22 protein-coding genes are annotated in these 23886 nt (G+C 54.0%); 4 read left to right on the top strand and 18 right to left on the bottom strand.

Annotation, left to right across the window (positions count from 1 at the left end; translation table 11 throughout):
• Nucleotides 1–62: 62 nt before the first annotated feature.
• From msrA to ACE6ED_RS11900, 5 genes are all read right to left on the bottom strand, one after another.
• A complete protein-coding gene (msrA, locus tag ACE6ED_RS11880; protein WP_410827526.1) occupies nt 63–581 on the bottom strand; it encodes a peptide-methionine (S)-S-oxide reductase MsrA in 519 nt (172 codons plus the stop codon).
• A gap of 18 nt (nt 582–599) precedes the next feature.
• Complete coding sequence (locus ACE6ED_RS11885; RefSeq protein WP_410827527.1) at nt 600–2168, bottom strand: acyl-CoA synthetase; 1569 nt, start codon at nt 2166–2168, stop codon at nt 600–602.
• A 305-nt stretch (nt 2169–2473) separates the two neighbouring features.
• Nucleotides 2474–3601: a DNA alkylation repair protein gene (locus tag ACE6ED_RS11890; protein ID WP_410827352.1), complete on the bottom strand. Its 1128-nt coding sequence runs from the start codon at nt 3599–3601 to the stop codon at nt 2474–2476.
• Between the two features lie 213 nt (nt 3602–3814).
• A complete protein-coding gene (locus tag ACE6ED_RS11895; protein WP_410827354.1) occupies nt 3815–4600 on the bottom strand; it encodes an SDR family NAD(P)-dependent oxidoreductase in 786 nt (261 codons plus the stop codon).
• Nucleotides 4601–4815: 215 nt separating this feature from the next.
• Nucleotides 4816–6540 carry an alpha amylase N-terminal ig-like domain-containing protein gene (locus ACE6ED_RS11900; protein WP_410827355.1) on the bottom strand — a complete coding sequence of 575 codons (1725 nt, stop codon included), beginning with the start codon at nt 6538–6540 and terminating at the stop codon, nt 4816–4818.
• 100 nt (nt 6541–6640) lie between these two features.
• Here ACE6ED_RS11900 and ACE6ED_RS11905 point away from each other — a divergent pair, with 100 nt between their 5' ends.
• The gene (locus ACE6ED_RS11905) at nt 6641–7654 is read left to right on the top strand and encodes a LacI family DNA-binding transcriptional regulator (RefSeq protein WP_410827356.1); all 1014 of its coding nucleotides are present in this window, start codon (nt 6641–6643) and stop codon (nt 7652–7654) included.
• 88 nt (nt 7655–7742) lie between these two features.
• Here the strand turns inward: ACE6ED_RS11905 and ACE6ED_RS11910 are convergent, their stop codons facing one another.
• The 9 genes from ACE6ED_RS11910 to ACE6ED_RS11960 all read right to left on the bottom strand — a co-directional run bounded on the left by ACE6ED_RS11910 (nt 7743) and on the right by ACE6ED_RS11960 (nt 17895).
• Nucleotides 7743–10298: an alpha-amylase family glycosyl hydrolase gene (locus tag ACE6ED_RS11910; RefSeq protein ID WP_410827357.1), complete on the bottom strand. Its 2556-nt coding sequence runs from the start codon at nt 10296–10298 to the stop codon at nt 7743–7745.
• Nucleotides 10299–10720: 422 nt separating this feature from the next.
• Complete coding sequence (locus ACE6ED_RS11915; protein ID WP_410827358.1) at nt 10721–11329, bottom strand: DUF4291 domain-containing protein; 609 nt, start codon at nt 11327–11329, stop codon at nt 10721–10723.
• A gap of 40 nt (nt 11330–11369) precedes the next feature.
• Complete coding sequence (locus ACE6ED_RS11920) at nt 11370–12233, bottom strand: TIGR02452 family protein (protein ID WP_410827359.1); 864 nt, start codon at nt 12231–12233, stop codon at nt 11370–11372.
• Between the two features lie 12 nt (nt 12234–12245).
• The gene (locus tag ACE6ED_RS11925; RefSeq protein ID WP_410827360.1) at nt 12246–13172 is read right to left on the bottom strand and encodes an NUDIX hydrolase; all 927 of its coding nucleotides are present in this window, start codon (nt 13170–13172) and stop codon (nt 12246–12248) included.
• Nucleotides 13173–13322: 150 nt separating this feature from the next.
• Nucleotides 13323–14909 (bottom strand): sensor histidine kinase, encoded by a 1587-nt coding sequence (locus ACE6ED_RS29270; protein ID WP_458782631.1) that lies wholly within the window; start codon nt 14907–14909, stop codon nt 13323–13325.
• 3 nt (nt 14910–14912) lie between these two features.
• Entirely contained in the window at nt 14913–15620 is a 708-nt protein-coding gene (locus ACE6ED_RS11945; protein ID WP_410827361.1) for a response regulator transcription factor, read from the bottom strand.
• A 19-nt stretch (nt 15621–15639) separates the two neighbouring features.
• On the bottom strand, nt 15640–16425 hold the full coding sequence (locus ACE6ED_RS11950; protein ID WP_410827362.1) for a lantibiotic immunity ABC transporter MutG family permease subunit: 786 nt from the start codon (nt 16423–16425) through the stop codon (nt 15640–15642).
• Nucleotides 16426–16427: 2 nt separating this feature from the next.
• The gene (locus tag ACE6ED_RS11955) at nt 16428–17186 is read right to left on the bottom strand and encodes a lantibiotic immunity ABC transporter MutE/EpiE family permease subunit (RefSeq protein ID WP_410827363.1); all 759 of its coding nucleotides are present in this window, start codon (nt 17184–17186) and stop codon (nt 16428–16430) included.
• Complete coding sequence (locus ACE6ED_RS11960; protein WP_410827364.1) at nt 17179–17895, bottom strand: lantibiotic protection ABC transporter ATP-binding protein; 717 nt, start codon at nt 17893–17895, stop codon at nt 17179–17181. The genes ACE6ED_RS11955 and ACE6ED_RS11960 overlap by 8 nt, the downstream gene beginning before the upstream one ends.
• Before the next feature lie 255 nt (nt 17896–18150).
• Here ACE6ED_RS11960 and ACE6ED_RS11965 point away from each other — a divergent pair, with 255 nt between their 5' ends.
• From ACE6ED_RS11965 to ACE6ED_RS11975, 3 genes are all read left to right on the top strand, one after another.
• On the top strand, nt 18151–18879 hold the full coding sequence (locus ACE6ED_RS11965; RefSeq protein WP_410827366.1) for an AzlC family ABC transporter permease: 729 nt from the start codon (nt 18151–18153) through the stop codon (nt 18877–18879).
• Entirely contained in the window at nt 18870–19196 is a 327-nt protein-coding gene (locus tag ACE6ED_RS11970; protein ID WP_410827367.1) for an AzlD domain-containing protein, read from the top strand. Before ACE6ED_RS11965 ends, ACE6ED_RS11970 begins: the two co-directional genes overlap by 10 nt.
• 279 nt (nt 19197–19475) lie before the next feature.
• A complete protein-coding gene (locus tag ACE6ED_RS11975; protein ID WP_410827368.1) occupies nt 19476–19847 on the top strand; it encodes a DUF1304 domain-containing protein in 372 nt (123 codons plus the stop codon).
• 144 nt (nt 19848–19991) lie between these two features.
• Here the strand turns inward: ACE6ED_RS11975 and ACE6ED_RS11980 are convergent, their stop codons facing one another.
• The 4 genes from ACE6ED_RS11980 to ACE6ED_RS11995 form a co-directional block, all read right to left on the bottom strand.
• Entirely contained in the window at nt 19992–20708 is a 717-nt protein-coding gene (locus ACE6ED_RS11980) for an ABC transporter permease (RefSeq protein WP_410827370.1), read from the bottom strand.
• Nucleotides 20705–21550, bottom strand: a complete 846-nt coding sequence (locus ACE6ED_RS11985; protein ID WP_410827371.1) for an ABC transporter ATP-binding protein — start codon at nt 21548–21550, stop codon at nt 20705–20707. The genes ACE6ED_RS11980 and ACE6ED_RS11985 overlap by 4 nt, the downstream gene beginning before the upstream one ends.
• A 280-nt stretch (nt 21551–21830) precedes the next feature.
• On the bottom strand, nt 21831–22877 hold the full coding sequence (locus ACE6ED_RS11990) for a LytTR family transcriptional regulator DNA-binding domain-containing protein (RefSeq protein WP_410827372.1): 1047 nt from the start codon (nt 22875–22877) through the stop codon (nt 21831–21833).
• A gap of 440 nt (nt 22878–23317) precedes the next feature.
• Nucleotides 23318–23695, bottom strand: coding sequence for a VOC family protein (locus tag ACE6ED_RS11995; RefSeq protein WP_410827374.1), 378 nt, complete (start codon nt 23693–23695; stop codon nt 23318–23320).
• Nucleotides 23696–23886: the final 191 nt, after the last annotated feature.

Raw genomic sequence — 23886 nt, forward strand, 5'->3', positions numbered from 1 at the left:
AAAAAGAAGGGCTCCGGTAAGAGCCCCCCTGACGGCATAGGAGAAAGCTCCGCTCCCGCAGCCTACTTGTTCCAGTTGGTATCGATAAATTCATCCCGGCCCGACTGGGCACGGTCTTCTTTATAATGCTTCGGGTTCTTCACATGGTAATTCTGATGGTACTCCTCAGCAGGGTAAAATACACCCGCCGGCAGCACCTCCGTTACAATGGGCTTGTCAAACCGGCCGCTGGCCGCAAGTTCCCGCTTCGACGCTTCCGCCGCAGCGCGCTGCCGCTCATTGTGCACAAAGATCGCAGGCCGGTACTGGCTGCCCCGGTCCTGAAACTGCCCGCCGTCATCGGTGGGATCCGTCTGAGGCCAGTACAGCTCCAGCAGCCGTTCATATGGAAAAATGCCCGGGTCAAACGTGATCTGAACCACCTCGTAATGTCCGGTCGTTCCCGTCTTGACCTGCTCGTAAGCGGGCTGCTCGACTGAACCTCCCATATACCCCGATACGATCCCGTGGATCCCCGGCTGTTCTTCAAACGGCGTCACCATGCACCAAAAGCAGCCGCCGGCAAATGTCGCCTGCTCCATCATCCTCCCGCCTTTCTGTCAGTTGCCGCCGAGCACCGCGCGGCGTTCGGCTTCTCTCAGTTCTACGCGCCGGATTTTGCCCGAGCTTGTCTTGGGGAGATCGCTGATGAACTCGATTTTTCGCGGATACTTGTAAGGAGCCGTCAAGCCTTTAACATGGTCCTGCAGCGACTTGACGAGCTCGTGTGTTCCCTCAGTGCCTTCCTTAAGTACGACAAACGCTTTGACCACATGGCCGCGGATCTCGTCCGGACTGGCTACTGCCGCACATTCTTTGACGGCTTCATGCTTCATCAGCGCTTCCTCGACTTCAAACGGTCCGATCGTATAGCCTGAGCTAATAATAATATCATCTCCGCGGCCTTCAAACCAGAAGAACCCGTCTTCGTCCCGGCTGGCACGGTCGCCGGTAATGAAGTATTCGCCGTGCGAGCTTTTTTCTTTGCGGCCCGGATCGAGGTAGTAGGTCCGGAACAAAGCCGGCATTTCCAGATGAACGGCGATATCGCCAACGACGCCCGGAGGCAGCGGCGTACCGTCCTCGCCAATCACTTCCACGAGCCCTTCAGCGATCGAACGGCCCATGGACCCCATACGGAACGGCGCATCCTTCAGGTTGCCGATGAGCAGCGTGCTTTCCGTCTGCCCGTATCCGTCCCGAATCGTAATGTCGAAGCAGCGGCGGAACGTGTTAATCACTTCAAGATTAAGCGGCTCGCCCGCGGAGACGGCGCTTCGCAGTCCCGAAAGATCATAACCTTCCAGCCCTTCCGTCTTGGCCATAATCCGGTATTCCGTCGGTGTACAGCAGAGAACGCCGACAGAATGGTCCTGCAGCAGCTGCAGATAACGTTTAGGGTGGAACGATCCGCTGTACACGAAGCCTGTCGCCCCGTTGCCCAGAACGGACAGGAAAGGGCTCCAGATCCACTTCTGCCAGCCCGGTGCGGCGGTTGCCCACACCAAATCGTCCGGCCGGATGTCGAGCCAAGGCGAGGTAATCCGCAGGTGAGCATAAGCCCAGCCATGACTGTGGACTACACCCTTGGGATGTCCCGTCGTACCGGAAGTATAAGCAAGGATCGCCATGTCATCCCGGTGCGTCTGCACCGTCTCGAACGTATCCGGACGGCCTTCCTCCAGCTCATTCAGCTCCAGCCAGCCTTCCGGGCGCGCTTGATCTTCATCCGCCATAACGGCGATCCGGAACTCCAGCGCGGGAAGATCGTCGCTAATCTGCTCCACCTCGCCGGCGACAGCGGACCAGGCTATCACCGCCCGCGCTTCGGAATGGCGCAGCCGGTAGGATAAATCCTTCGCGCGAAGCATTTCCGACGAAGGGATCACCGCCAGACCCAGCTTCAGGCAGGCCAGATAAATGACGTAAGCGGCAATGCGCCGCGGAACCATAACGAGCACCCGGTCTCCTTTGACCAGTCCCAAACCGGCAAGCCCTCCTGCCAAACGGTTGGCCCGCTTCAACAGCCTGCCATAGGTAATTTCCTCCAGCCCGCCGTCTTCTCCCAAATATTTCAGTGCCGTCCGGTCTGCCGGATGACGCTCCATCTCCGAAGTCAGGTTATACATTTCCGGTGCGATCCATTGCTCATATTTCAAATTGATCCTTCTCCTTTTACATTGGCTTCCTTCTCGTTCCTTATTATAGCACGTAATCCTAGTACCAGGTTCTAAAAATAATCACACTGGTCCTAATTTCTTCTCGGCCTTGCTGATTGTTATTGCCCCTGCTGTGGACATAGTTGAAATAGAAAAAGACGTTCCCGGCCGCTGTGTTGGCCGGGAGCGTCTGATATTGCTGTGTGCGCTGCATTCGTGTTTTACATTTAGGGCTGCTACTAGGACCACTAGTAAGACTGTCAGCTTTAAGTCCGTTAAAGGAGCCGTTCTCCTTCACCCTGCGGGACCAACGTAAACGCCGTTTCCGCCGCTTCCCGGCCATTGATCAGCAGCACGATCCGGTGCAGGCCAGGGTAATGCCGCCGTGTAGTCAGATCTGCCCAACGGTGCATCCGGGTTCCGCTAATCTCGCTGTCCGGCTGGAAGTCCCGGTCAGACAGGAGAAACAGCTTGCGGGACGTCTTGCCGCCGGATTTGACAAAATCGATGGCATATTCGATCCGCAAATGCATCCTCTCCTTACCGCCAAGGCGGATACGGTACCGCAATTCGCAGCTTCCCCCAATTGGAACCGCCTGCGGTTCGGCCTGCAGCCAGGCGCCCCGTACCGCGTTTTCCCCGTCTGCCAGATCGGCGTATCCGAACAAGGACAGGACCGCGGGGTCCGCTTTCCGGATCAGCGTCCGGCAGCCATGGCGGACAATCCAGTCCGTCCCCGGGTCCAAGCCGATCCAGCGGGCGGCGATTTCGGCGACAAGCCCAGGATGATCTTTGGCGATATCGTTCAAATTATTCGCCACGCTTTTGCGGACATAGGGGGATGGGTCGGCTTTCAGCAGCTCCAGCACACGCAGTACCCGGGCCGGATTCCGTTTGAACTCCGGCAGCGATTGCCCCCATGGCAGCCGCGGGCGGCAGCCTTCGCTGGCCAGTCGCCGGACATGCTCGTCCGGACTCAGCGCCCATTGTTCCATCTGACGCATCATCCGCTCCGGCGACTTGAGCAGAAACGGCCTGACCGCAAATTCCGAGGAAGAACCGGACGTAAAGACCTCCAAAGCCTGCATGGAGCGCTCCCAATCGTCTTCCGCTTGGCCGAACACTTCCACAAAATCCGGAAAAAACAAATAGGGAAAACCCGTGCATTCTGGACGCAGCTTATACAGAACGTCAAGCGCCTGCCCATAATCCTGTTGCAGGCAGTTGCCTAGCGCGGTGCTGATGGCGCGAATGCGCGCTTTCAGTTCCAGCTCCCGCCATGGCTCGTCCGTCACGAGCGCCACAAACCGCTCCGTGTCAAAGTTTTGATAAACCCGCTGGACTTTCTGCCCGAATTCGTTCAAAAACGCGCTGCTGTACATATTTTTTAAGGCTTCCGCCATCCTGTCCACTCCTTAGGCTGTCTTTAATCGCCAGTATAGCATGGGGAACAGGACAGCCCAGTGTCAACTTAAACAGTGATTCTCTGTAAGGTGCGGCAGACTTTAAAGCCTTATTTTGGCTTTATCCCACTCTTATTCCACTCTTGTTTAAGTCATATATTCAGCCTGTATCCAGGTTTATTTAGCCTTTTATCCAGGTTTATTGAGCTTTGCTCAGCCTTTAACCAGCGTCTCCGCTCCGTCGATATAAACCTCCGTGCCGGTGATGTGCGAAGCTTCATCGGAGGCGAGGAACAGCAGCAGGGCGGCAACTTCTTCGGGCCGGCCGGGCTCTCTTTTTAAAGGGGTGCCGTTATCCTCCGTTTCTATTGGGATTTGGATCGTGTCTACCGACTCCGTCTGCTTCACGGAATCAAAAATATTCGTAGTGATCAGTCCCGGCGAAATAATGTTCACCCTGATTTTATATTGGGCCAGCTCCAGCGCCGCCATTTTGGCAAATGCGGCAATGGCCGCTTTGGAGGTGCTGTAAGCCGAAAATCCCGCCTGCGCGAACTGGCGGCTTCCGCTGACCGAGCTGGTCACCGTAATGGACCCGCCCTGCTCCTTCATGTGCGGGATGGAATGCTTTACCGTATGAAAGGTTCCGACCAGGTTGTTGTGGATCGTCCTTGTCCAGTCCCGGGTCGCAAAGTCCTCGATGGTGGACAGCACCCCGACTATGCCCGCATTGGCAAACACGCTGTCGATCCGGCCCCATTTTGCAGCTGTTTCGTCCAGCGCACGCTGCACGGCTGCTTCATCGGTAATATCCAGCGAGAATTGAATCAGCTCGCCGCCATGTCCCTGAATCCATTCCGCGGTTTCGCTCAGCCGGGCCTCATGGTTGTCGATCAGGCAGACGCGCGCACCTTCCTCCGCCAGCCGGATCGCGGCAGCCCGGCCTATGCCGGATGCGGCGCCCGTAACAACGGCGACTTTTTGATCCATACGTTTCATTTTTTCGTCTCCCTTCTTTTTACAGGTATATTTTACCCGCTTGAGTACCGGCTAATCCCCCTGTCTGCTGTGCGCTGCCGCTGAATCCCGGCTTGGAGAAAGCCGTAATGAGCATGGTCACTGCACAAAAAACCGGACAGGTTATCCTGTCCGGCTGCCGGTGAGTACAGATTCTGCTGGAGAGACGCGTAGTTTTTCACCAAAAGGAGTGATTCCTACCTGCCGGTTTCCCTGGCCGCTTCCTCCTCCAAAATCAAACATTCAAACGGCCCGATCGAAATCCGAAGATTCTCGCCGCCTTCAATCCTGCGGTTTGACAGCACTTCCGTCATCGGCTGTCCGGTTTCGCTGAACGGACTGACATCCAGTGTATAAGCGTTGGGAGAATTGTTGATCAAGAGCCCTACGCGCTCTTGCCCGCTCTGCCGGACATACCCGATGACATTGCGCGGCTCGTCGGTGAACCAGACCCGAAAGCGGCCGCCCGTAAGGGCTTTGCGGTTTTTGCGGATGCTGATCAGCTGGCGGTACCATGCGAGCATATCGGCAGACTGCCGCTCCGTATCCCAAATCATCGGCCGTCTGCAGTCGGGGTCGGTCCGTCCTTCCATGCCAACTTCATCGCCGTAGTAAATCATCGGAATTCCCAGATAAGTCATTTGAAAAAACACCGCCAGCTTCATCCGCTTCACCGCCGTCGCTTCACGGTCCCAGCCTCTTCCCCGGCTGCAGGCAGTCAGGAACCGCTCAGTGTCATGGCTGCCAATGAGCTGAAAGTTAGCCAGATTCGCGCTGTCGTTGTACAGCGCCTCCACATGCAGCAGCTGCTCCGCAAACCCGGCGGGCCCCAGAGTCTGTTCCGCAAAAAAGGACAACAGCGCATCTCTCAGCACATAGTTCATCACACCGTCGAACCGGTCGCCTTTCAGCCAAAAGCCGGAGGCATGCATAATTTCGCCGATCAGCAGCAGCTCGGGGTTCAAGCCTTTGATTTCGCTGCGCAGCCGGTTCCAGAACAACGGGCTGACCTCGTTGGCCACGTCGATCCGCCAGCCGTCAATGCCCGTTTCCTTGATCCAATATTTTGCCACTTCGATCATATAATCGGCTGCCTCCGGATGTTCCAGATTCAGCTTCGGCATATAAGCCTCGGCGACGCCAAACGTCTCGTAGCTGGGCACCGGCGACTGGACAACCGGAAAGGAGTGAATATGAAACCAATCCCGGTAGGGCGACTTTTCCCCTTGATCCAGCACATCCTTGAAGGCAAAAAACGTATCCCCCGAATGGTTAAAAACCGCATCCAAAATGACCCGTATCCCGTGCTCATGCGCGGTTTGCACCAGCCGCCGCAGGTCGTCCAGCGTCCCAAACGCTTCATCGATTTTGTAGTAATCAGTGGTATCGTATTTATGGACTGAAGGCGAAGCAAAGATCGGTGTCATATAAAGCAGATTGATGCCCAGTTCTTTTAGATAAGGAAGAGTTTCTGTAATACCGGGAAGGCCGTCCTGGCAGTAGGAAGCAGGAAAAATCTGATAAGCCACCGTCCCCTCCGTCCATACGGGCAGCTCAATTGCGGTATCACGGTGCAGATAAGGCATCTGAAACGACCCGGCAAGGTCCCGGTTCTCCGAAATGCCCCGCTCGCCATACCAGGCGTACCGCCCGCTGGCATCTTCTGCGTAAAACACATACCGGCAGCGCCGGTTGGACGTCTCGATTATGGCTTCATGAATCTCATAAGGTCCCGCGGAACCAAGCTTCTCCATCGGAACAGGGGTTTCCCTGCCGGGAGGTTCGTAGCGGTCGCTGTAAGCGACACTGCAGGCAAGACCAAGGCCGTTAGGCGTTTGGAGCCGGATTTTCAGCCGGTTAGGGCCAACGGGAAATACGTACGGATCATCACTGATATGATGCAAAAACCAAGGATGGGACATCTTTCTCTGCACTCCTTTTGCAAAATCTGCTCATTATATTTATGAAAATGTGATAATATGGTTAAAAAATCGGCAGCTGCCTCGGGGAAGGATCTCTGCTATGAAAGTAACCATTGCGGACATCGCCAAAGCGGCGAACGTAGCCAAATCGACCGTATCCAAAGTGATGAACGACTCGCCCAAAATCTCCGCCGAAACCAAAGCCAGGGTGCGGCGGATCATGGAAGAGCTGAACTATATACCCAACGGAATCGCCACCGGCCTCGCCAGGCAGAGCAGCTGCAATATCGGGCTGCTCATCGATATGTCGAAACAGGATGAGTTCCTGAACCAGTTTTTTTACCCGATCATCGGCGGCATCGAGTCGGTAATCGGACCGCTTAAATATGAGCTAACGATCTCCAACGTACAGTCCGGCCCGCAGGGACAAAGCGTGCTGAACCGGCTTGTGCTCAGCAAACGGGTTGATGGGGTGATCGCCAACAGCTCGGTGCTGAACGAAGAGCTGACGGAAGCGCTGCGGCGCAGCGGGGTGCCATTTCTCTCCATTGGCGAAATCGGCTCGCCCGCAAGCTGGGTCGATTTTGACAACGAACTCGGCGGGTATACGCTGACCCGCCATTTGCTGGAGGAGGGCTACAGCAAGATCGCGTTCATAGGCGGTGAGCGGCTGGAGAGCATTTTTTCCCGCAGACATGCGGGATATATGCGGGCTATGTCGGAACACGGAAAGCTCCCCTTAAACACGTGGACAATAAATGGCCAAGCCGACGAACATACCGGATACCGTACGGGCTTGGAACTGCTGGGAGCGGCTGAACGCCCGGATGCAGTGGTCTGCATGAACAATTATGCCGCTTTTGGCCTGCTTCGCGCCGCGGCGGAGCTCGGGGTAGGCATCCCGCAGGAGCTGGGTGTAGCGGCGTTCGACGATTACCCGCTGTCGCGTTACACTACTCCGCCGCTCACGGCGCTTCACATTGACACCTTCCGGCTGGGCGTGGCGGCCGGAGAGCTGCTGATGGAGCGGATTTCGGGAACCCCGCCGCACCGGCAGCTGCTGCTTGTGCCGGAATTAATGATCCGTGATTCCAGCAGGCGTGTATTAGGATGAAGCAAGCCCCTGAGTACAAACGACACTAAAGAGCGGTCCCTTTGCGGGTACCGCTCTTTGGCCGTTTTTCGGCGGCGCCAGGGCCGGTTTATTGATCTTTCCAGCGGGCGACCGTGACATTGACGGACTGAGAGCCTCCGGTAGGCGTCAGCGACCGGTTGGCGACATCGCTGCCATTTGCGTTCACTTCCACCGTTGCCCAGGAGCCGCGGGTGAACTTGTACTGCACTGCGGTTCCTGCCGGCAAGTCCAGCGAAATCGAATATTTGCCGTCCGGTCCTTTAGTCAGCTGATACGCCGGATCGGCTGTATTCCAGCTGTTAAAGCTTCCGGCTACATACACCGGTCCGGATGCCGGTGTCGACGACGGCACCGTTACCCGCAGGGTGACGCCTTCCGGCTCAGGCTGCGGCTCCCCGGCGGTAATGGTTCCTCCGGACAGCGTCCAGATTCCGGCACCGAAGTGATAATTCTGCGTTCCATTATTGTCCCAGGTGTTGCTGCCGTTATTGAAAGCGGCTGTAATACCTTCGGCTCCGTTTAGCGGAATGGTGACCGTACGGTAACCGCTGAAGGCGGATTCCTGCATTTGCACACCGGGCACAGTCGTCCAAGTTGTTGAATTATCACGTTTGTAATGAATGTAAGCGGAAGAGAAGTCCGGATTTCTGTAATACACGGTTACTTCTTCACCAGTGCCCCCCGGCGGAGTCAGCAGGACAAACGCCGCGCTGGCGGCGGAAACATTGCCTGCGGCATCCATTGCTTTGACCGTATAGCTGTAAGTCGTTTCCGGTGTCAGGCCAGTATCCGTATAAGACGTGGTCTGGGACGTCCCGACTTTTACACCGTCCCGGTAAATTTCGTAACCCGTAACGCCTACATTATCCGTCGAAGCTGTCCAGCTGAGGTTCGCGCTGGTCGATCCAGCCGCAGTCCCCGTGAGTCCCGCCGGAACACTAGGTGCCTCCGTGTCAGGTCCAGATGTTTTCTCTACGGCATAAATCTTTGCACTGTTGGCGTCGACGCTAACGTTAATCCGCTTGCCGGTGACGCCGCCAGACTGAACCGTAACTGTGTCGGAAGGATTCAGCTGGTTCACAAGAACGGTACCGGCTGATAATGTGCTCTCTGCACGAAGCGGAATCGTTACGGTCTGCGTACCATGTGAGGCGTTGCTGAAGATCGAGATCACTTCTTGTCCCTGAGCCGCCCCGCTGTCCACCCGGCGGGAGAACGCGTACAGATTTTGCGCGGACCACATCTCGCGCTGCGTGCCGACGCGGAGCGCTTCGAACTTGGCGCGGATGCCATTCAGCTTGGCTACATGCTGATAAGTATTCGTATTCGGATTAAAATAATCCTGAATTACGTTGCCGCTTGCGTCCCGCTTGACCATCGACCAGCGGTTCCACGTATCCGCAATGCCTCCGCTGAGAATTTGGCCATTACCGTTACCTTTGTTTTGCTCGGTGCCTTGAAAGACGACCGGCGTTCCGCGGACCGTAAACAGGAAGGTCAGCGCATTCTGAAGCTTCGCAACACTGCCGCCGGCTTCCGTAAGGAACCGGTTGCGGTCATGGTTGTCTAAAAAGGTGACCATATGGTTTGCATTTCCGCCGTACAGCGAATCCTGGGCAAGTGTGCTTTTAATATTGGCGTCAAAGGACTGCTCATAAGCGAAGCTGTTCAAAATCGAGAAGAATAACGGGAAATCCAGCATACCCCATTCCTTGTTTGGTCCAACCCAGCGGGAAACGAATTCCGCATTCCCGTCAAAGTTCTCGCCAAACGTGTTAACCCCCAGGTAATCCTCCAGTTCCCCCAGATCGGACGGCTTTACCAGCTTGGCCGCATCGACACGCGCACCGTCCGCCCCCGTGTAAGTAAACCAGCCTTTAATCGAATCGAAGATCGCTTGTTTGGCTGCCGGCACGTCCAAGTCAAGGTCATCCAGGCCGCCCAGGTCGTGATTTTCGATGTAATCCTGCGCCCACTGATCATAACGTCCGTCTACCAGTGACCAGTTGATATCTCCGTTATGATGATACCAGGCCGGGTTGTTAAAAGGGGCCGCCGGCTGCAGCGAAGGAATATCATAGTAGTCCTTATTGCCCAGCATATAATCGCCGATATGGTTGGGCACAACGTCGATGATAACCTTGATGCCCTGCGCATGCGCGGCGTCAACCAGTTCTTTCAGCTTTTCCTTGGTGCCGAAGTAAGGATTCGCTTTGTTCGGGTCTTTCACGTTGTAACCGTGATAAGCGGTGTTTCTGCCGCTACCGTTATTGTCCCGGTTGGTCATTTGCGGCTCGGCGACCGGCGAGATCCAGATGGCCGTATAGCCCATTCCCTTAATGTAAGGAAGCTTGTCAATAATACCTTGCCAGTCTCCGCCTTTCATGTGGCGGAAATCCTCTTCCGAAGTTTCGCCGTAGCGGATGGCTGCTCCGGTTGCGTTGTTCGAGGGATCGCCGTCATGGAACCGGTCAACCATGATCTGATAGATGGAGTCGTTTTCCGTTACGGTCCCAATGCTCGCCGCAGCCGCCTTTTGCGGCGGAAGCACGGCCGCTTCAACCAGCAGGCTCATCAGCAGGGAAGCAATTACGAGGGGTGCAAACCAAACCTTCCGTTTCATTCATCCTCTCCCTTTCCCGAATAAAAGCGTTTGCATTCCGGCACCGAACAAGCCTCAACGTCTTGATGCCCTGTTCGTTTTTAACAAGAAAAAAACCAGGTGTGCAGGTGAAATCGCAGATGAGTTAGGGAAACCGGTTTCCTTCTAGAAATTACCATGGTGGCAATTTGATTGTCAACCGTCTTTTGCGAGGTTTATTCCAGACGTTGAAATTATTAGCGAGATCATTCAAGGTAAAATATAGTTAATCACATTAATATCTAATGACTTAAAAAACAAAAAAAGACCTCCCTGTTGTACCGTATGGGAGGCCGTTTCACTTCGCCAGATAAGGCGAAATTGAAGCATTTCAATTAATTAACTGCATGAATTCTAGTTTTTGGGGCTGCAGGCTTACTTCACAATCTGCTCCGGCCATTAGCTCACCATTTACTATTATATGTCTTCTCATTTGGTAACAACTCGTTATTAAACTGGCCGCTATTAATGAGGAGTTTCCATTCCCGGACAGTGCCGGTTATATCGTGAATATCTGTGATCCATTTCTTTACATACTTCTCAACCGCATCTCCCCGGAGTCCAAGCTGAATCGCTTTGCGATCGAGTTTATCCCCATAAATATCTCTGTCAGGATCAAATTGGACGATGATATCAGATGCATCTAATTCTTTTTTCCATTCCGCAGATGAACTGTGAATTTTGGGTTTGTATTTGGTCAATACAGCCTTTGATATAATATGGTCGAATCCTTCTCTTGAAATATTTATAGAAAATATTCTTTCCTGGCCGCTTTTACTGCCCCAGCCGCATCTATACATCATCCACAAAAACGACGGCTTTATCCATGTCATCCTGTCGAACTTGAAGGAAGGGCCAAACGTTCCCGTTTCTTCTATTTCATTTGCAATCGAATGGTTAAACGCTTGGTAAACCGTGACGTATTTATCTGTGTATTTTGCTTGAAAACCCGGATAGATTTGCATTGCCATCTCCATTGCCATTTCCTTTTCCATTTCCATTTCCATTTCCATTTCCTTTCTGCCTTATCACAAAGGAAATTAACGTTGTTAATTATGGCTCAATTTTTTGCTGAAAAGCATGGAGCACCCGTTGGGACGGCGAGGCGTCATAAACGGCAAAAACAATCCGTTCGAACAACCGGCCGTATCCTTCTCCAACAAGCACCTGCCGGAAATAACCGGCTACGTCTTCCGGGTCATTGCGGAATACGCCGCAGCCGTAGGCCCCCAAAACAAGGGCTCCATGCCCCCGCTCCGCGGCGACGGACAAAATATACCGGATTCTCTCCAGCATAACCGAATGAATTTCTTCCGTACGGCCGGGTTCCCGCTCTCTGACTACACCGGCATTGACGGCGGGAGCGGTTATGAATGACAAAAGATACGGCGAATCCAGCAGCTCGCCCCCATCCTCCCGGATCACCGGAACATCCGGCGAATAAATCATATAGTCGGAATAAAGGCAGGACTTAAGGCCTTTATTATGTTTGTACATCTCCGTTTGCGGCTCGATACAGGCAAACAGCGCGGACGAACGGGCCAAACTTTCTTCCTGCGCCTGGCTGCCGCCCAAAAAACCACCGCCCGGATTTTTTGCCGAAGCAAAATTTAGTGCGGCAGTCTGCCGTACGCCTTCCTTCGCAACCAGGCGGCGTGCCGCCTCCAGTGTCGTCTCCGCGGTCACTGTGATCTCCGCCAGCCCGGCCCCGGCGCCGGCAATCCGGCGTTCGGCTGTTTCCTTTAGTTCAGGAAGCATGCCGGGCCGGTACAATATAGTCCGCTTCACGGCTTGGCTTACCTGCTCTTTAATCGTGACAGTCTCCCCCGACGGAGAGATGTAGCTTCCTTCCGTTACAATGCGCAGCGTATCTTCAGCACACCGTGCCCGCTCATCGCGTCCCGGTCTCTTGATCATAGGTGCTCCTCCTTATATCCGTTCCTCTTCCCGATCCGTTTCCTCTCCGGCCTGCCGGTAACGGTACAGCTTGGACGGCCGGTGGCCGCCTTCCCGGGTAAATTCCTCGGTCTCCTCGACTCTGCCGGCGATCTTCCGCCGGAACGCCGCCGCCAGCAGCGGCTTGCCTAATATCACTTCATATACCCGCTGCAGCTCGGATAAAGTAAACAGCTGGGGCATCAGCGCAAATGCGATATCGGTATACTCCAGCTTGCTTCTCAGCCGCTCGATGCCGTATTCGATCATTTTGGCATGATCAAACGCTAACCCGCCTGAATCCACGACTTCTCTGCGAAGTGTCCGGCCGTGCCCTTCCCTGTGTTCGGTAACCTGGACAATCGGCTCCAGCCGCAGGTCTTCATTTTCCAAGACGATCCGGATCCGGCGCTCCCTGCGTTCGCCATCAGCCAGCGGCGTGTTTTTCTCGCTGAGGATTTCGCTGCTGACATCAAACCACCTGGCATCGTCGGCGTCGTCGCCCGCCTGCAGCTGCAGCTGGCTGCGGTCCATAAGCGCCATATAGGAGCAGCTTACCACCCGCATCCGCGGGTCGCGCCCTACCTCACCCCAGGTGTAAAGCTGTTCCAGATAGGCATGGTCAACGCCCGTCTCGCTCTTCAGCTCCCGTTTGGCCGCTTCGTCTACGCTCTCATGAATGCCCACAAAACCGCCAGGCAGCGCCCAACTCCCCAGAAAAGGGTGCTCTCCCCGGCGGATGAGCAGCACTTGAAGCGTTTTGTCGGCTGTCCGCCGGTAATTCTCTGGCGCGCTGCTTAGCACGGTGAAGATCAGCATGTCGACCGTCAAAGAAGGGCGTTCATAATCGCCTGGCCGGTAACTGCGCAAAAATTCTTCTTCCGTCAGACCGTTCCGGTCGACTTTATTTATGCCGGACATTGAATCCCTCCACCCATCTTTTGTTATTATCACTTTGTTATTATCTAAAAAGTAATATATGCCATACGGCGGTCTTTGTCAAGCCAACCGCCTTTTGTGCAACAAAAAAACCGGCAGCCTTCCCCGTTAGGGTAGACTGCCGGCTCAGGATTACTCCGATTGACTCGCTTGAATCGAAAAAACAATCTCCGCGCCTCCGCCATCCGCATTACACGCCGTAATGTCACCGCCGTGCTGCTGCACAAGACGTTTGGCGATGTAAAGCCCCAGACCGGAGTGGCCTTCCCCAATCCCTCTTGCCTTGTCGCTCCGGTAAAAACGGTCAAACACCTTGCCCCAATCCCCCGGGGCAAAACCCGGCCCCGTATCCCGGACAAGAAAACGCAGGATACGGTTCTCCGCCTGCAGCTTTATTTCGATCCTGCCGCCCGGCGGAGTATAAGCCATGCTGTTCATCAAGATGTTTCCCAGGATCCGCTCCAGTTTCTCCGTGTCGACCGAATAATACCCATCGTGGGTTTGTGATTTAGACGTGTGTGCCTCAGACATGTGTATCTCAGACATGTGTACCTCTGACATGTGTACCTCTGACATGTGTACCTCTGACATGTGTACTTCTGACATTTGTACTTCTGACGTTTGTGTCTCTGACGTTTGTGTCTCTGACATTTGTGTCTCAAACTGAAGCCGAATCCCCTTGCTCTCCGCTTCCAGTTCAAACTGCTTCAGCAGGGCTTCGGTCCAAGCAACGACAGGCACAGTGGTAAGGACGAGCTGGCCATCCGAACGTTCCAGGTCGGCGCTGAGCTGCATTTGCCGGACAAGCCGCGCGCTTTTGCTCGCATTGTCGCGAATAACCGTCAAATACCGCTGCCGTTTCGCTGCATTGCCTTCGGAATCAAGCAGCGCTTCCGCATACCCGGAAATAATCGATAAAGGCGTCTTCAAATCATGCGCAAGCGCTTCGCTCATTTCCGCCTGCTCCCGCTCCAGCCGCCATTGGGCCGACAGCGATGTCTGCAGCTCGCTCTGCATTTGCGAAAACGCCGTACACAGCTGCCCCAGTTCATTATCCGAACGGTAGCCGATTTCAAAGTCCAAGTCTTTGTTGGCGATTTTGCGCGAAGCCTCCATCAGCATCCGCAGCGGCTGATTGATCCGCCGGGCCAGACGTCTGGCCAAAAGGGCTGTGAACAGGAGAATATACAGGAACGGTGACAATAGAACCGCGGCATAAAGAATGCCCATCCACCCGCTCCCCTTTGCATAAGTGGGGCTTAATGTGTAACCCAAAAGCACAGCTCCCGACACCCGGCCGTCTTCCCCGATAATCGGCACAGTCTGCACATACCGGCCGTCAAACCGGGTTTGGGTATTCAGGCGGTCGTACAGCGCCTCCCGTCCCTCAATCATCGTGCCTTCCATGGTGCCGTACAGCAGCTGGCCTTCTCCATCCAGCACCTGATAACGGAAACCGTCCGCGGAGACATGCTCCTCCAGCAAAGAACGGCCATCCGGATGCAGCAGTGAAAGATTCGCTTTTTTAATATACGCCTTTATCTCGGGGAGCTGTTTTTCGTAATAATTGGCCGGATAGACTCCTTTGAATTCCATGCTGGAGTATAACAGAACACCGACGACATAGGTGATTGCCGTAGCAACCAGACTAAGCAGCAGAACAAGCAAAAATCCTGCGCCAAACTGCGTTTTCAGCGACCAGTGGGACCATTTTTTCATGCGTTACCCCTTATTCCATTTGTAGCCGATGCCCCATACCGTTTGAATATATTCCCCGGCGGGATCGGCTGCGGACAGTTTGGCCCGGGTTTTTTTGACATGCTCGACGATGGTGGCGGAATCGCCTTCGGCATCCCAACCCCAGATGCGTTCATAAATTTGTTCCCGTGAAAAAACCTGGCCGGCGTGCAGCGCAAGCAGCTCCACGATTTCGTATTCCCTGCGGGTGAGCGGAACTGGCGCACCGCCAACTGTTACGCACATGCCTTTCAAGTCCAGCTCCAGCCTGCCCCAGCGGAGAAGCGAAGCGTTGTTCCTGCTGCCCCCGCCGTCCTTATTCTCTCCTCTGGCACGTTGTTCCCGCCGGAGATTCGCTTCAATCCGAGCCATAAATTCCCGCAGTCCAAACGGTTTCACGATATAATCGTCGCCGCCGAGCGAAAATCCGCGCACTCTGTCATTTTCGGATTGTCTGGCGCTGACAAAAAGAATGGGACACCGGACGGTATCCCGAATGGTCCGGCACACGTCAAATCCGTCCCGCCCAGGCATCATAATATCAAGAATAACGAGATCCGGCTGGGAAGCGGCCAGTTCAATCCCCCGCTCTCCATCGTAAGCCGCAAGCACTTCATGTCCCCGGTCTGTCAGTTCATCCGTAAGCAGCTGAACCATCTCGCGTTCGTCATCGATGATTAAAATTGTGCTCAAATCCATCACCTTGCCTTTGTTATTCGTACGTTTTACGTCCTTCCCACCTGCCGAACCATATTGTACCGTACAAAAAGACAAGGATAAACGATAAAATGGCAAGTGTAAATGCAAGCACGTTCTGAGTCTGCAGTAAATACGCCATTTCCTGAAGCCCATGCTCTTCCGCCTGCCGCTTAAGAAGCGGGGACAACGACAGCCGGGCGGGCCACGACCAGGGGATATACATCCAAAACCGGTCGCCGATCATTGTTGTCCCGATAATCGCCCCAAGCAAAAATCCAGCCCCGCCAGCGGCAACCGATGCCCCCATTCCGAACGCAAACGCCAGCAGAAGCTGCAGCGCGCAAAGTGTAAGCGCCCCGATTACCGCATAAGAAGCGCCGGTGAGAAACATCGCAAAAGGAACAGATTCCAATCCCAGCACAACCTGCATTCCGCCGGCGAGAAGGATAGCCGCAATATAGATGCCAACAATGACGGGTCCAGCGACCATCAGAAGCTTGCCTGCATAACTTACATACCGCGGCTGTCGCCGGCCCAGCAGACCGCCAAATCTCCCCGCCTGCTCCTCCTGCTGTGCCAATAGACCGGACAACAGGCTGATGACAAGCGGCAGCGCAGTGGCAATCAGCTGAAAAAAAGTATCATATATACTGTAACTTAGCTCAGAAGTTACCGTCCGGCCGGAATAATACCACAGCAGTACAGCAGCCGCCAGCGGCGGAGCGGAAAAAATCAGCCAGCGGTAACCGGACCGCTTCGTCATCAGCCAGTCCGCACGGACAACACGCATCAGCTCCATCGTCAGCGCACCTCCCTGCGCGCATACCATACCGCCGTCAGCAGCGATGTAACCGCCAAAAACACTATAGAAGCAGCGATACCTACCGGAATCACAGACGGACTCAGCAGCGGATCCCCTTCAACCAGCGGGACACCGTTCGGATGGACACCAAACATCGGCGCCATCAGCCGGGTCGGCCAGCTCCAGGGAACGGCAACCCAGTAGGAATTGGCCGCGGATAACACACCGGCAAACAGGCCAAACAGGCCCAGCAAAATGGAAACCATGGATCCTTTCCATGCGGCCGCCATCAGCTGCAGCGGGATCAGCGGCAGGGACACCAGCCAAACCGTAAGCCCGCCCAAAATAATGTCCAGAACCGGCGGCTGCCCGTCTGCAATCAGCAGTCCTGCCGCCAAAGTGGAAACCATCAGCACACAGGAGGACAGAAAGGTCAGCCACCCGGTAACCGCAATTTTGGACAGCCACAGCCCTATCAAGGAAACCGGCCGGGCTCTCAAGCTTCTGTCGGCACCGGATTTTTTCTCCCGCGCTTCCGTAAGGGCGCACATCAGCGCCGTCCCGAGCGGGATGAACAGCACCGGCCACCAGTTGAAGACCATGTATAGCAGCAGATCCCAGGAGGCGAGCTGCTGGACCGGCATCAGCATTTTAACCACCAGCGCGTACACCACAAAAAACAACGGTGCGCCATACGCCAGCTTTCTGGCAAAGGTGCGTTTCGACTTCAAGGCTTCCGCACGCAGCAGATTAAACATGCCGGCTGCCTCCTTTCGAACGGTTATTCCGGACGACATCCATGAACAAAGCTTCCAGATCCAGCCCCTTCCGGTTCTCTCCTTGGTAGCTCAGCCGGCCTTCACTGATAATTCCGATCTCATCCGCGATCAGCTCCACTTCAGTCAGAATATGGCTCGATAAAATAACGGTAATGCCCTGCGCCGGAAAAGAGCGGATCAATTCGCGCAGCTCTTGAATGCCCAGCGGATCCAGCCCATTTGTCGGCTCATCGAGAATCAGCAGCTTGGGACGCTGCAGCAGCGCGATGGCAATTCCCAGCCGCTGTTTCATGCCAAGCGAAAATTGGGACGCTTTTTTTGCACCGGTATCCGCCAAATCAACGGTATTCAGCACCTCGCGGATCCGGGAAGCGGGTAAATTCAGCAGCCGGGTATGAACGAGCAGGTTTTCTTTGGCCGTAAGATTGCCATACAGCGCAGGCGATTCAATAAGGGAGCCGATTTCCCGCAGGGTATCCCGGGTCCACGGCTTGCCGTTGTAAGCAATGCTTCCAGAGGTTGGCCGCAGCAGCCCTGTGATCATTTTCAGCGTTGTCGTTTTGCCCGCTCCGTTTGGGCCCAGCAGTCCGTAGACGGTTCCGGTGTTAATCTGAAGCGAGACGTCGGTAACGGCGGTGTGTTTGCCAAATCGTTTTTCAAGATGGGTTGTTGTCAGAATCGGGTTCATGTGTATCATCCTCTATCGATATTTGGGGTATCTCTCCCCTGTGCCATTACACTAACAGCCAATTCTAAAGAAATGATAAAGAAGGATTAAAAAAGAGAATCCACGTCCCCTTGCCAACAGAAAAGAAAAGACACCTGCGCAGAACAGTTTCCTCTACGGGATTGACAGTCCTACCCTTCGTCTTTATAGTACAAGTACGCATGGACACCCTGCTATTGGTACATAGAATGACAACAGGAGATTGGAGGAGCTGCGATGAAGGAGCAAACGGCGGGCTCCCCCAAGGCGCACACCGGGGAGGATACGTTCCTGCGCGGCGTAAAAGACTGTCTGCCCACGCTTCTGGGCTACTTGAGCATCGGATTCGCCGCCGGAGTTGTGGAAAAAACTGCGGGACTCAGCATGCTGGAGATTGCCTTGATGTCCATTATTTTGTACGCCGGTTCGGCACAATTTATTGCCGCGGGCATGATCCAGGCGGCCAGCCCCGCAGTCAGCATCATCGTGACCGTATTGTTCGTGAATCTGCGGCACCTGCTGCTGAGCGCGGCTTTGTCGCCTTATTTCCGCCATTTATCGCATGTGCGGAACATGCTGGTCGGCGCGCTGCTGACGGATGAGACGTTTGGCGTCGCCATTACGCGAGCGGCGGAGCGCAAACAGATCAGCGAACGCTGGATGCACGGGCTGAATCTGACGGCCTATCTGAACTGGATTGTAGCGAATCTGGCGGGAGCATTTCTTGGCGAGTGGATCACGGATCCGGAAGCCTTCGGGCTTGATTTTGCGCTGCCGGCTATGTTTATCGGCCTGCTGGCGCTGACGCTGCTGTCACGGCGCACGCTCCGGCGCGATCTGATCGTTGGTACGGCTGCAGCCGTTATTGCGGTCATCGTGTCTTTAGTCTGGTCGACAGGGGCGGGCGTTATTGCCGCTACGGTGGCGGCATCAACCATCGGGGTGGTGTTAGAGAAATGGAAGTAAGACTGGACATCGTCCTGATCATTGCAGGCGCCGCGCTCGTCACCTTGATCCCGCGGATTGTTCCGCTCATGGTGCTCAGCCGGTTCAAACTGCCGGATGTGGCGCTGCGCTGGCTGAATTACGTCCCGGTGTCCGTCATGGCCGCGCTGGTGGCGCAGGAACTGCTGCTGTCGGACGGCAAGCTGGCGCTGACCGCAAACAACGTCAGCCTGCTGGCAGCGGTTCCCACGTTTTGGGTCGCTTTTCGCACCCGCAGTCTGCTGTCCACCGTACTGGTGGGTATCATAGCGGTTATGCTGTTTAGGCTGCTGGTGTAGCAGTATTGGGGATGGATATCCCCAACAATCGAGGAGAACCGCGCAATTGGCGGTTCTCCTTTGGCTTAATCAGCATTGACAAATCTTTTGTTCCTGCCTATATTATTTTACGTAATTATATTTTATAAAATATATTTTAGGACACAGCTGCACGCCTGCTCAGCTCTCACATGGCCAACCTTTCCATAGCCAAGGAGGCTGGAATCCTTTAGCGTAACTAACGACTGTTCCCGGGATTTTGCAGCTGGTCCGCAAATTAACCGGAAAGAAGGAGTTCAAATGATGATTCTAAGCACAATTCTGGTGGCGTTTGTTGCCCTGGAGCACGTGTACATCCTTGCACTGGAGATGTTTTTGTGGACCAGTCCCAGAGCGCGGAAGGCTTTTGGGACTACCAGCCAGTTTGCGGAGGAGACGAAATCGCTTGCCGCCAACCAAGGTCTGTACAACGGATTTTTGGCCGCCGGTCTGATCTGGGGGCTGCTGCATCCAAATGCCGCATTTTCCTTTCAGCTACAGCTGTTTTTTCTGATTTGTGTCGCTGTGGCGGCTGTTTATGGCAGTATCACTGCCAAAAAATCGATCCTCTTCGTCCAGGGTTTCCCGGCATTTGCAGCGATTATTGCGGTGCTCGCAGCACATTTTATTTGAATAGGCCCATAATCCCTTCAGGCAGCCACAGCTTCCGCACAATCAGCATCACGACCAGCAGGACCGCTCCGAAAATTAAGTTTTTGACCGCTTTATTCATCCTTCCGCCCTCCATTTCCGGTTGAATGCACCCTTTGCGAACGGTTACTTCTCATAACGCTGTCTGCTATACGCCGCAAAACAGAGTGCACCGGTCAGCACCATCCAGACGGTCAGTTGAAGCAAATGTCCTTGAATCTGGCGCAGTCCCCCGCCTTGAAGCAGCTCCTGAACGGCCGCTATAAATTGATGCGACGGCAGCCAGCGGATGATATCCATCAGCGCGGGCACCTCAAAACCGGGCACAAAGATGGGGCCAAATATAAACACCAGCAGAACAGGCAGACCTACAATGGAGGATTCGGAGGCGGTCCGGGCGATCAATCCGATCAGCGTCCCAAAGGCCATAAAGATCACAAGCAGCAGCAAGGTCATAATCGACAGGTACATCAAGTTCACGTCCGGCACTCCGGATACGGCAACACAAACCGCAATCACAAGGATAGCAAACAATACCGTTGTAGCGCTTTTTCCGGCCAAAACCTCCAGTTTGGAAGCCGGTGACAGCATTAGCGCGCGCAGCGTGTTTTTTTCTTTTTCCTCAGCAATCATCGCCGCCTGAACGAAAGCGCCCGTAATCGAAATGGCTACGAGGATAGGAATCGCCAGAAAAGTAAGATCTTCCGCATTGTTATCCTTCTGACTAAACAGTACGGCCAGCAAAATCGGCATCCCCGCGTTAAGTAAAATGTGCGGATTGCGGATTCCATCCTTCCATTCTTTTGTGACCATTGCCCGGAACCGGCGCATGGAAAATGTCATTCCAATCCCCTCCCCGTCATCTTTACAAAAATATCGCCAAGTGTAGGTTCATTGGAGTGTATGGCGAGCAGTTCTCCTCGTTTCATTAACTCCCTCACTGTTTCCGCACCCGCTTCATCCTGCTGCATAACCTTCGTTCCCCCGGGTGTTGTTACAGTGATCGTGTGATCCCCATGCTGCAATCGCAGCGCCTGCGGGGTATCCAATGCGGTAATCAGGCCGTTATTCAAAAAAGCCACCCGGTGGCACAGCGTCTCCGCCTCCTGCATGTTGTGTGTCGTTAAAAATATCGTTGTCCCCCGGCGGTTCATCTCGCGCAGGGTCTCGTGAATTCGGCTGCTGTTAAGCGGATCGAGAGCGGACGTTGGCTCATCCAAAAATAAAATGTCCGGCTGATGCAGAATCGTCCGGGCCAGCGTCACCCGCTGCTTCATCCCTTTTGACAGCTTGCCGACTGTCGTATGAAGGTCATCCGCCAAGTTGACGGCTTCCAGCACGGCTCCGATTCTCTTCTCCGCCACACCGTACAGCCGGCAGTACAACTGAAGATTGTCGTACACGCTGAGGCGCTCGTACATCCCGCTGTTATCGGTGAGCACTCCGATCCGGGCCAAAAATGCAGCATTCCGGTTACGGCCCGGGTCCGCGCCAAACACCTTTACCTGTCCGGCTGAGTACGTCAGCTGCGAGGTTAGGATTTTGACGGTGGTCGTCTTTCCTGAGCCGCTTGGACCAAGGAAACCGAAGATTTCCCCTTCCCTGACCTCAAAGCTGATCTTTTTTAAAGCGGGTCTGGTTCTGTACTGTTTTTCGAGGTTCTGCACCTCAATTACGGATTCCATTTCCTTTCACCTTCCCTTAACTGTGTAGCAGGTACGCTCGATTTCAGATTAAGCATTAAGGAGCCGGAACACCGCTATTTTGCCATGAAAAGCGTCATTTGGGAGGGTGAAAGCAGCAATTTCGAGGTTGAATGAGCACATTGGAGCGCCGGTAGAGCGATGTTAGAGTTCCTCGAGCGATTATAGAGCGCTATAGAGTCAGCCTTAGAATGACGGCGAAGCGACTATAGAGCGCTATAGAGCCACCATTAGTATGCCGGCGGAGCGACAATAGGTATCATCAGATCCCGACCATCGACTTTAGCTCCTCGAACTTCCCTTTGGACAATGGAATTCTGGACCGTTTGGCATCGTTCAGCACCAGACTGTAGCTGTTACGGCTCCATACGATCAGTTCGCCGATCGAATCAAGATTGACGATATAGGAGCGGTGGCAGCGGTAAAACCGGTACGGCCTCAGCTTGTCTTCCAGCTCCGCCAGCGTCCACGCACACGGGTAGCTGTCTTCTTTTGTATACAAACAAGTTGACCCTTCGCTGCTTTCCACATAAAAGACCTGCAAAGGGTCGATGAACACATATTTGTCTTCCGTCTTCACCATAAGTCTGGATAGCAAGACCGCAGGCTCCGGCGGCGTTTCGCTTGAAGGACTAAACGGTTCCTCCTCCGCAAAAGCAAACTCCGGTTCGCTTACATCCGTTGTTTCCTGTACCGGTACAGGGACTGCCTCCCCGCCGGCCAACCGGAAGATCCGGGATGAAAGTGACAACGACTGCTCCAGCGTCGAACATGTGACCAGCATCGCTGTATTTTTATTGACCAGTCCGTCAATCATCCGGCGAACGGTCATGCAGCTGTCCAGATCCAGGTGCTGTTCCGGTTCTTCCCAGATCACAAGCTCCGGTTCATGGAGAAGGCTTCGAACGAATCCGAGCAGCCGTTTCTCGGAATAGCTGAGCCGGGAGATCCGCTCATTCGTTTTTCGCTCTAGTCCAATCAGGCTGAGCAGTTCGCTTACTGTCTTACGAGATGCATGAAGCTCCGTCCAGAACTTCAGATAATCTTTTACTTTAAGACGCTCGTATAACCCTTCATCCAGGGCACAAAACCCGATCCGCCTGGCGGTTTCCGGACGGAACAACAACAGCGGTTCGCCGCGGTAGGTGACCTCTATAGGCGAAGGTGTTTGCTCTTCAAAAAATGAACGAATCAGCGACCGGCCGATCTCATGATTGCACTGCACCACGGTACATTGTCCGGGAAGAATTTCGATGCGGGCTGCGTGCTCCCCCTCCTGCGTCTTTTTATCATCCTTTAAGATAGTCATCTTTAATTCCTCCAAACGGTAAGTGGGTTAAGGTTAATGAATGTAGGTTAGGACTACGTATGTAAGTTAGGACTACGAATGTGGGTTAAGACTACGATTGTAAGTTAGGACTAGGAATGCGGGTTAAGACTACGATTGTGGATCAGGACTAAGAATGTAGGTCAGAACGAAGAATGTAAGATAAGTTTAATGTGTGGATAAAGGTTTAGGGGAAGGCTCATTCTTTTCCATTATCTGTACGGCCAACCTATCCGTCAAATGAAAGCCGGGAGCAAGGGGGCACTTGTAGAAGTCGATTCTTTTTTTACCGCCACATGTACGGCATACTTCCGGTCCTGCCAAAACAAATACAGCCCATCCTTCGACAGAAGAACGGGCTGTGTTTATGGGCTGCAGGTAGTGATGATACGGTTAGCGATTAACGGCGGACGGGATGCCGGCTACTTATCTTCCCTCAAAATATACTCATTGCCGTCCTGGTCTTTAAACGTAAACATCGTGCCAAACGGCATTTTGTTGATGGGCTCCACCTCAACTCCATTTGCCTGCATGGATTGATGCGCTGACTCAATGTCCGTAGTGCTGAACAGGAGGTTCGGGTGGGCGACCTTCTCCGGTCTTTGCTTTTCCATCATGGACTTGGAATACAGCACCAGCGTGGTGAATTCATCTTTACTTGGCACAACCTCTATCCAGGCGGCATTAGGACCCATTTGCTGTTCAAATTTTAGCGCAAAATTCATTTTGTTGATCCAAAAATCCTTAGCCTGCTCTTGATCGTTGACATAAATCGTGATTTTTCCAACTTTGTTAATCATTGTGCGGCTCCTTTCGTTTGCTTCCTATTTCCCCTGGGGGAGCGGTCCCTATTAAGGGACCGATAACGTTTTACAGCGGCTAAAGCTTCCATGGCTGTAAAACTGATCATATCATTCTTCTGAACAAGCTGCACCGTTTACGTTCAAAAATTCCAGCCGCCAAAATTATCGCAGAACAGTGCGTGAACCGG

Source organism: Paenibacillus nanchangensis (genome assembly GCF_046543445.1).
Classification (GTDB): Bacteria; Bacillota; Bacilli; order Paenibacillales; family Paenibacillaceae; genus Paenibacillus_AQ; species Paenibacillus_AQ nanchangensis.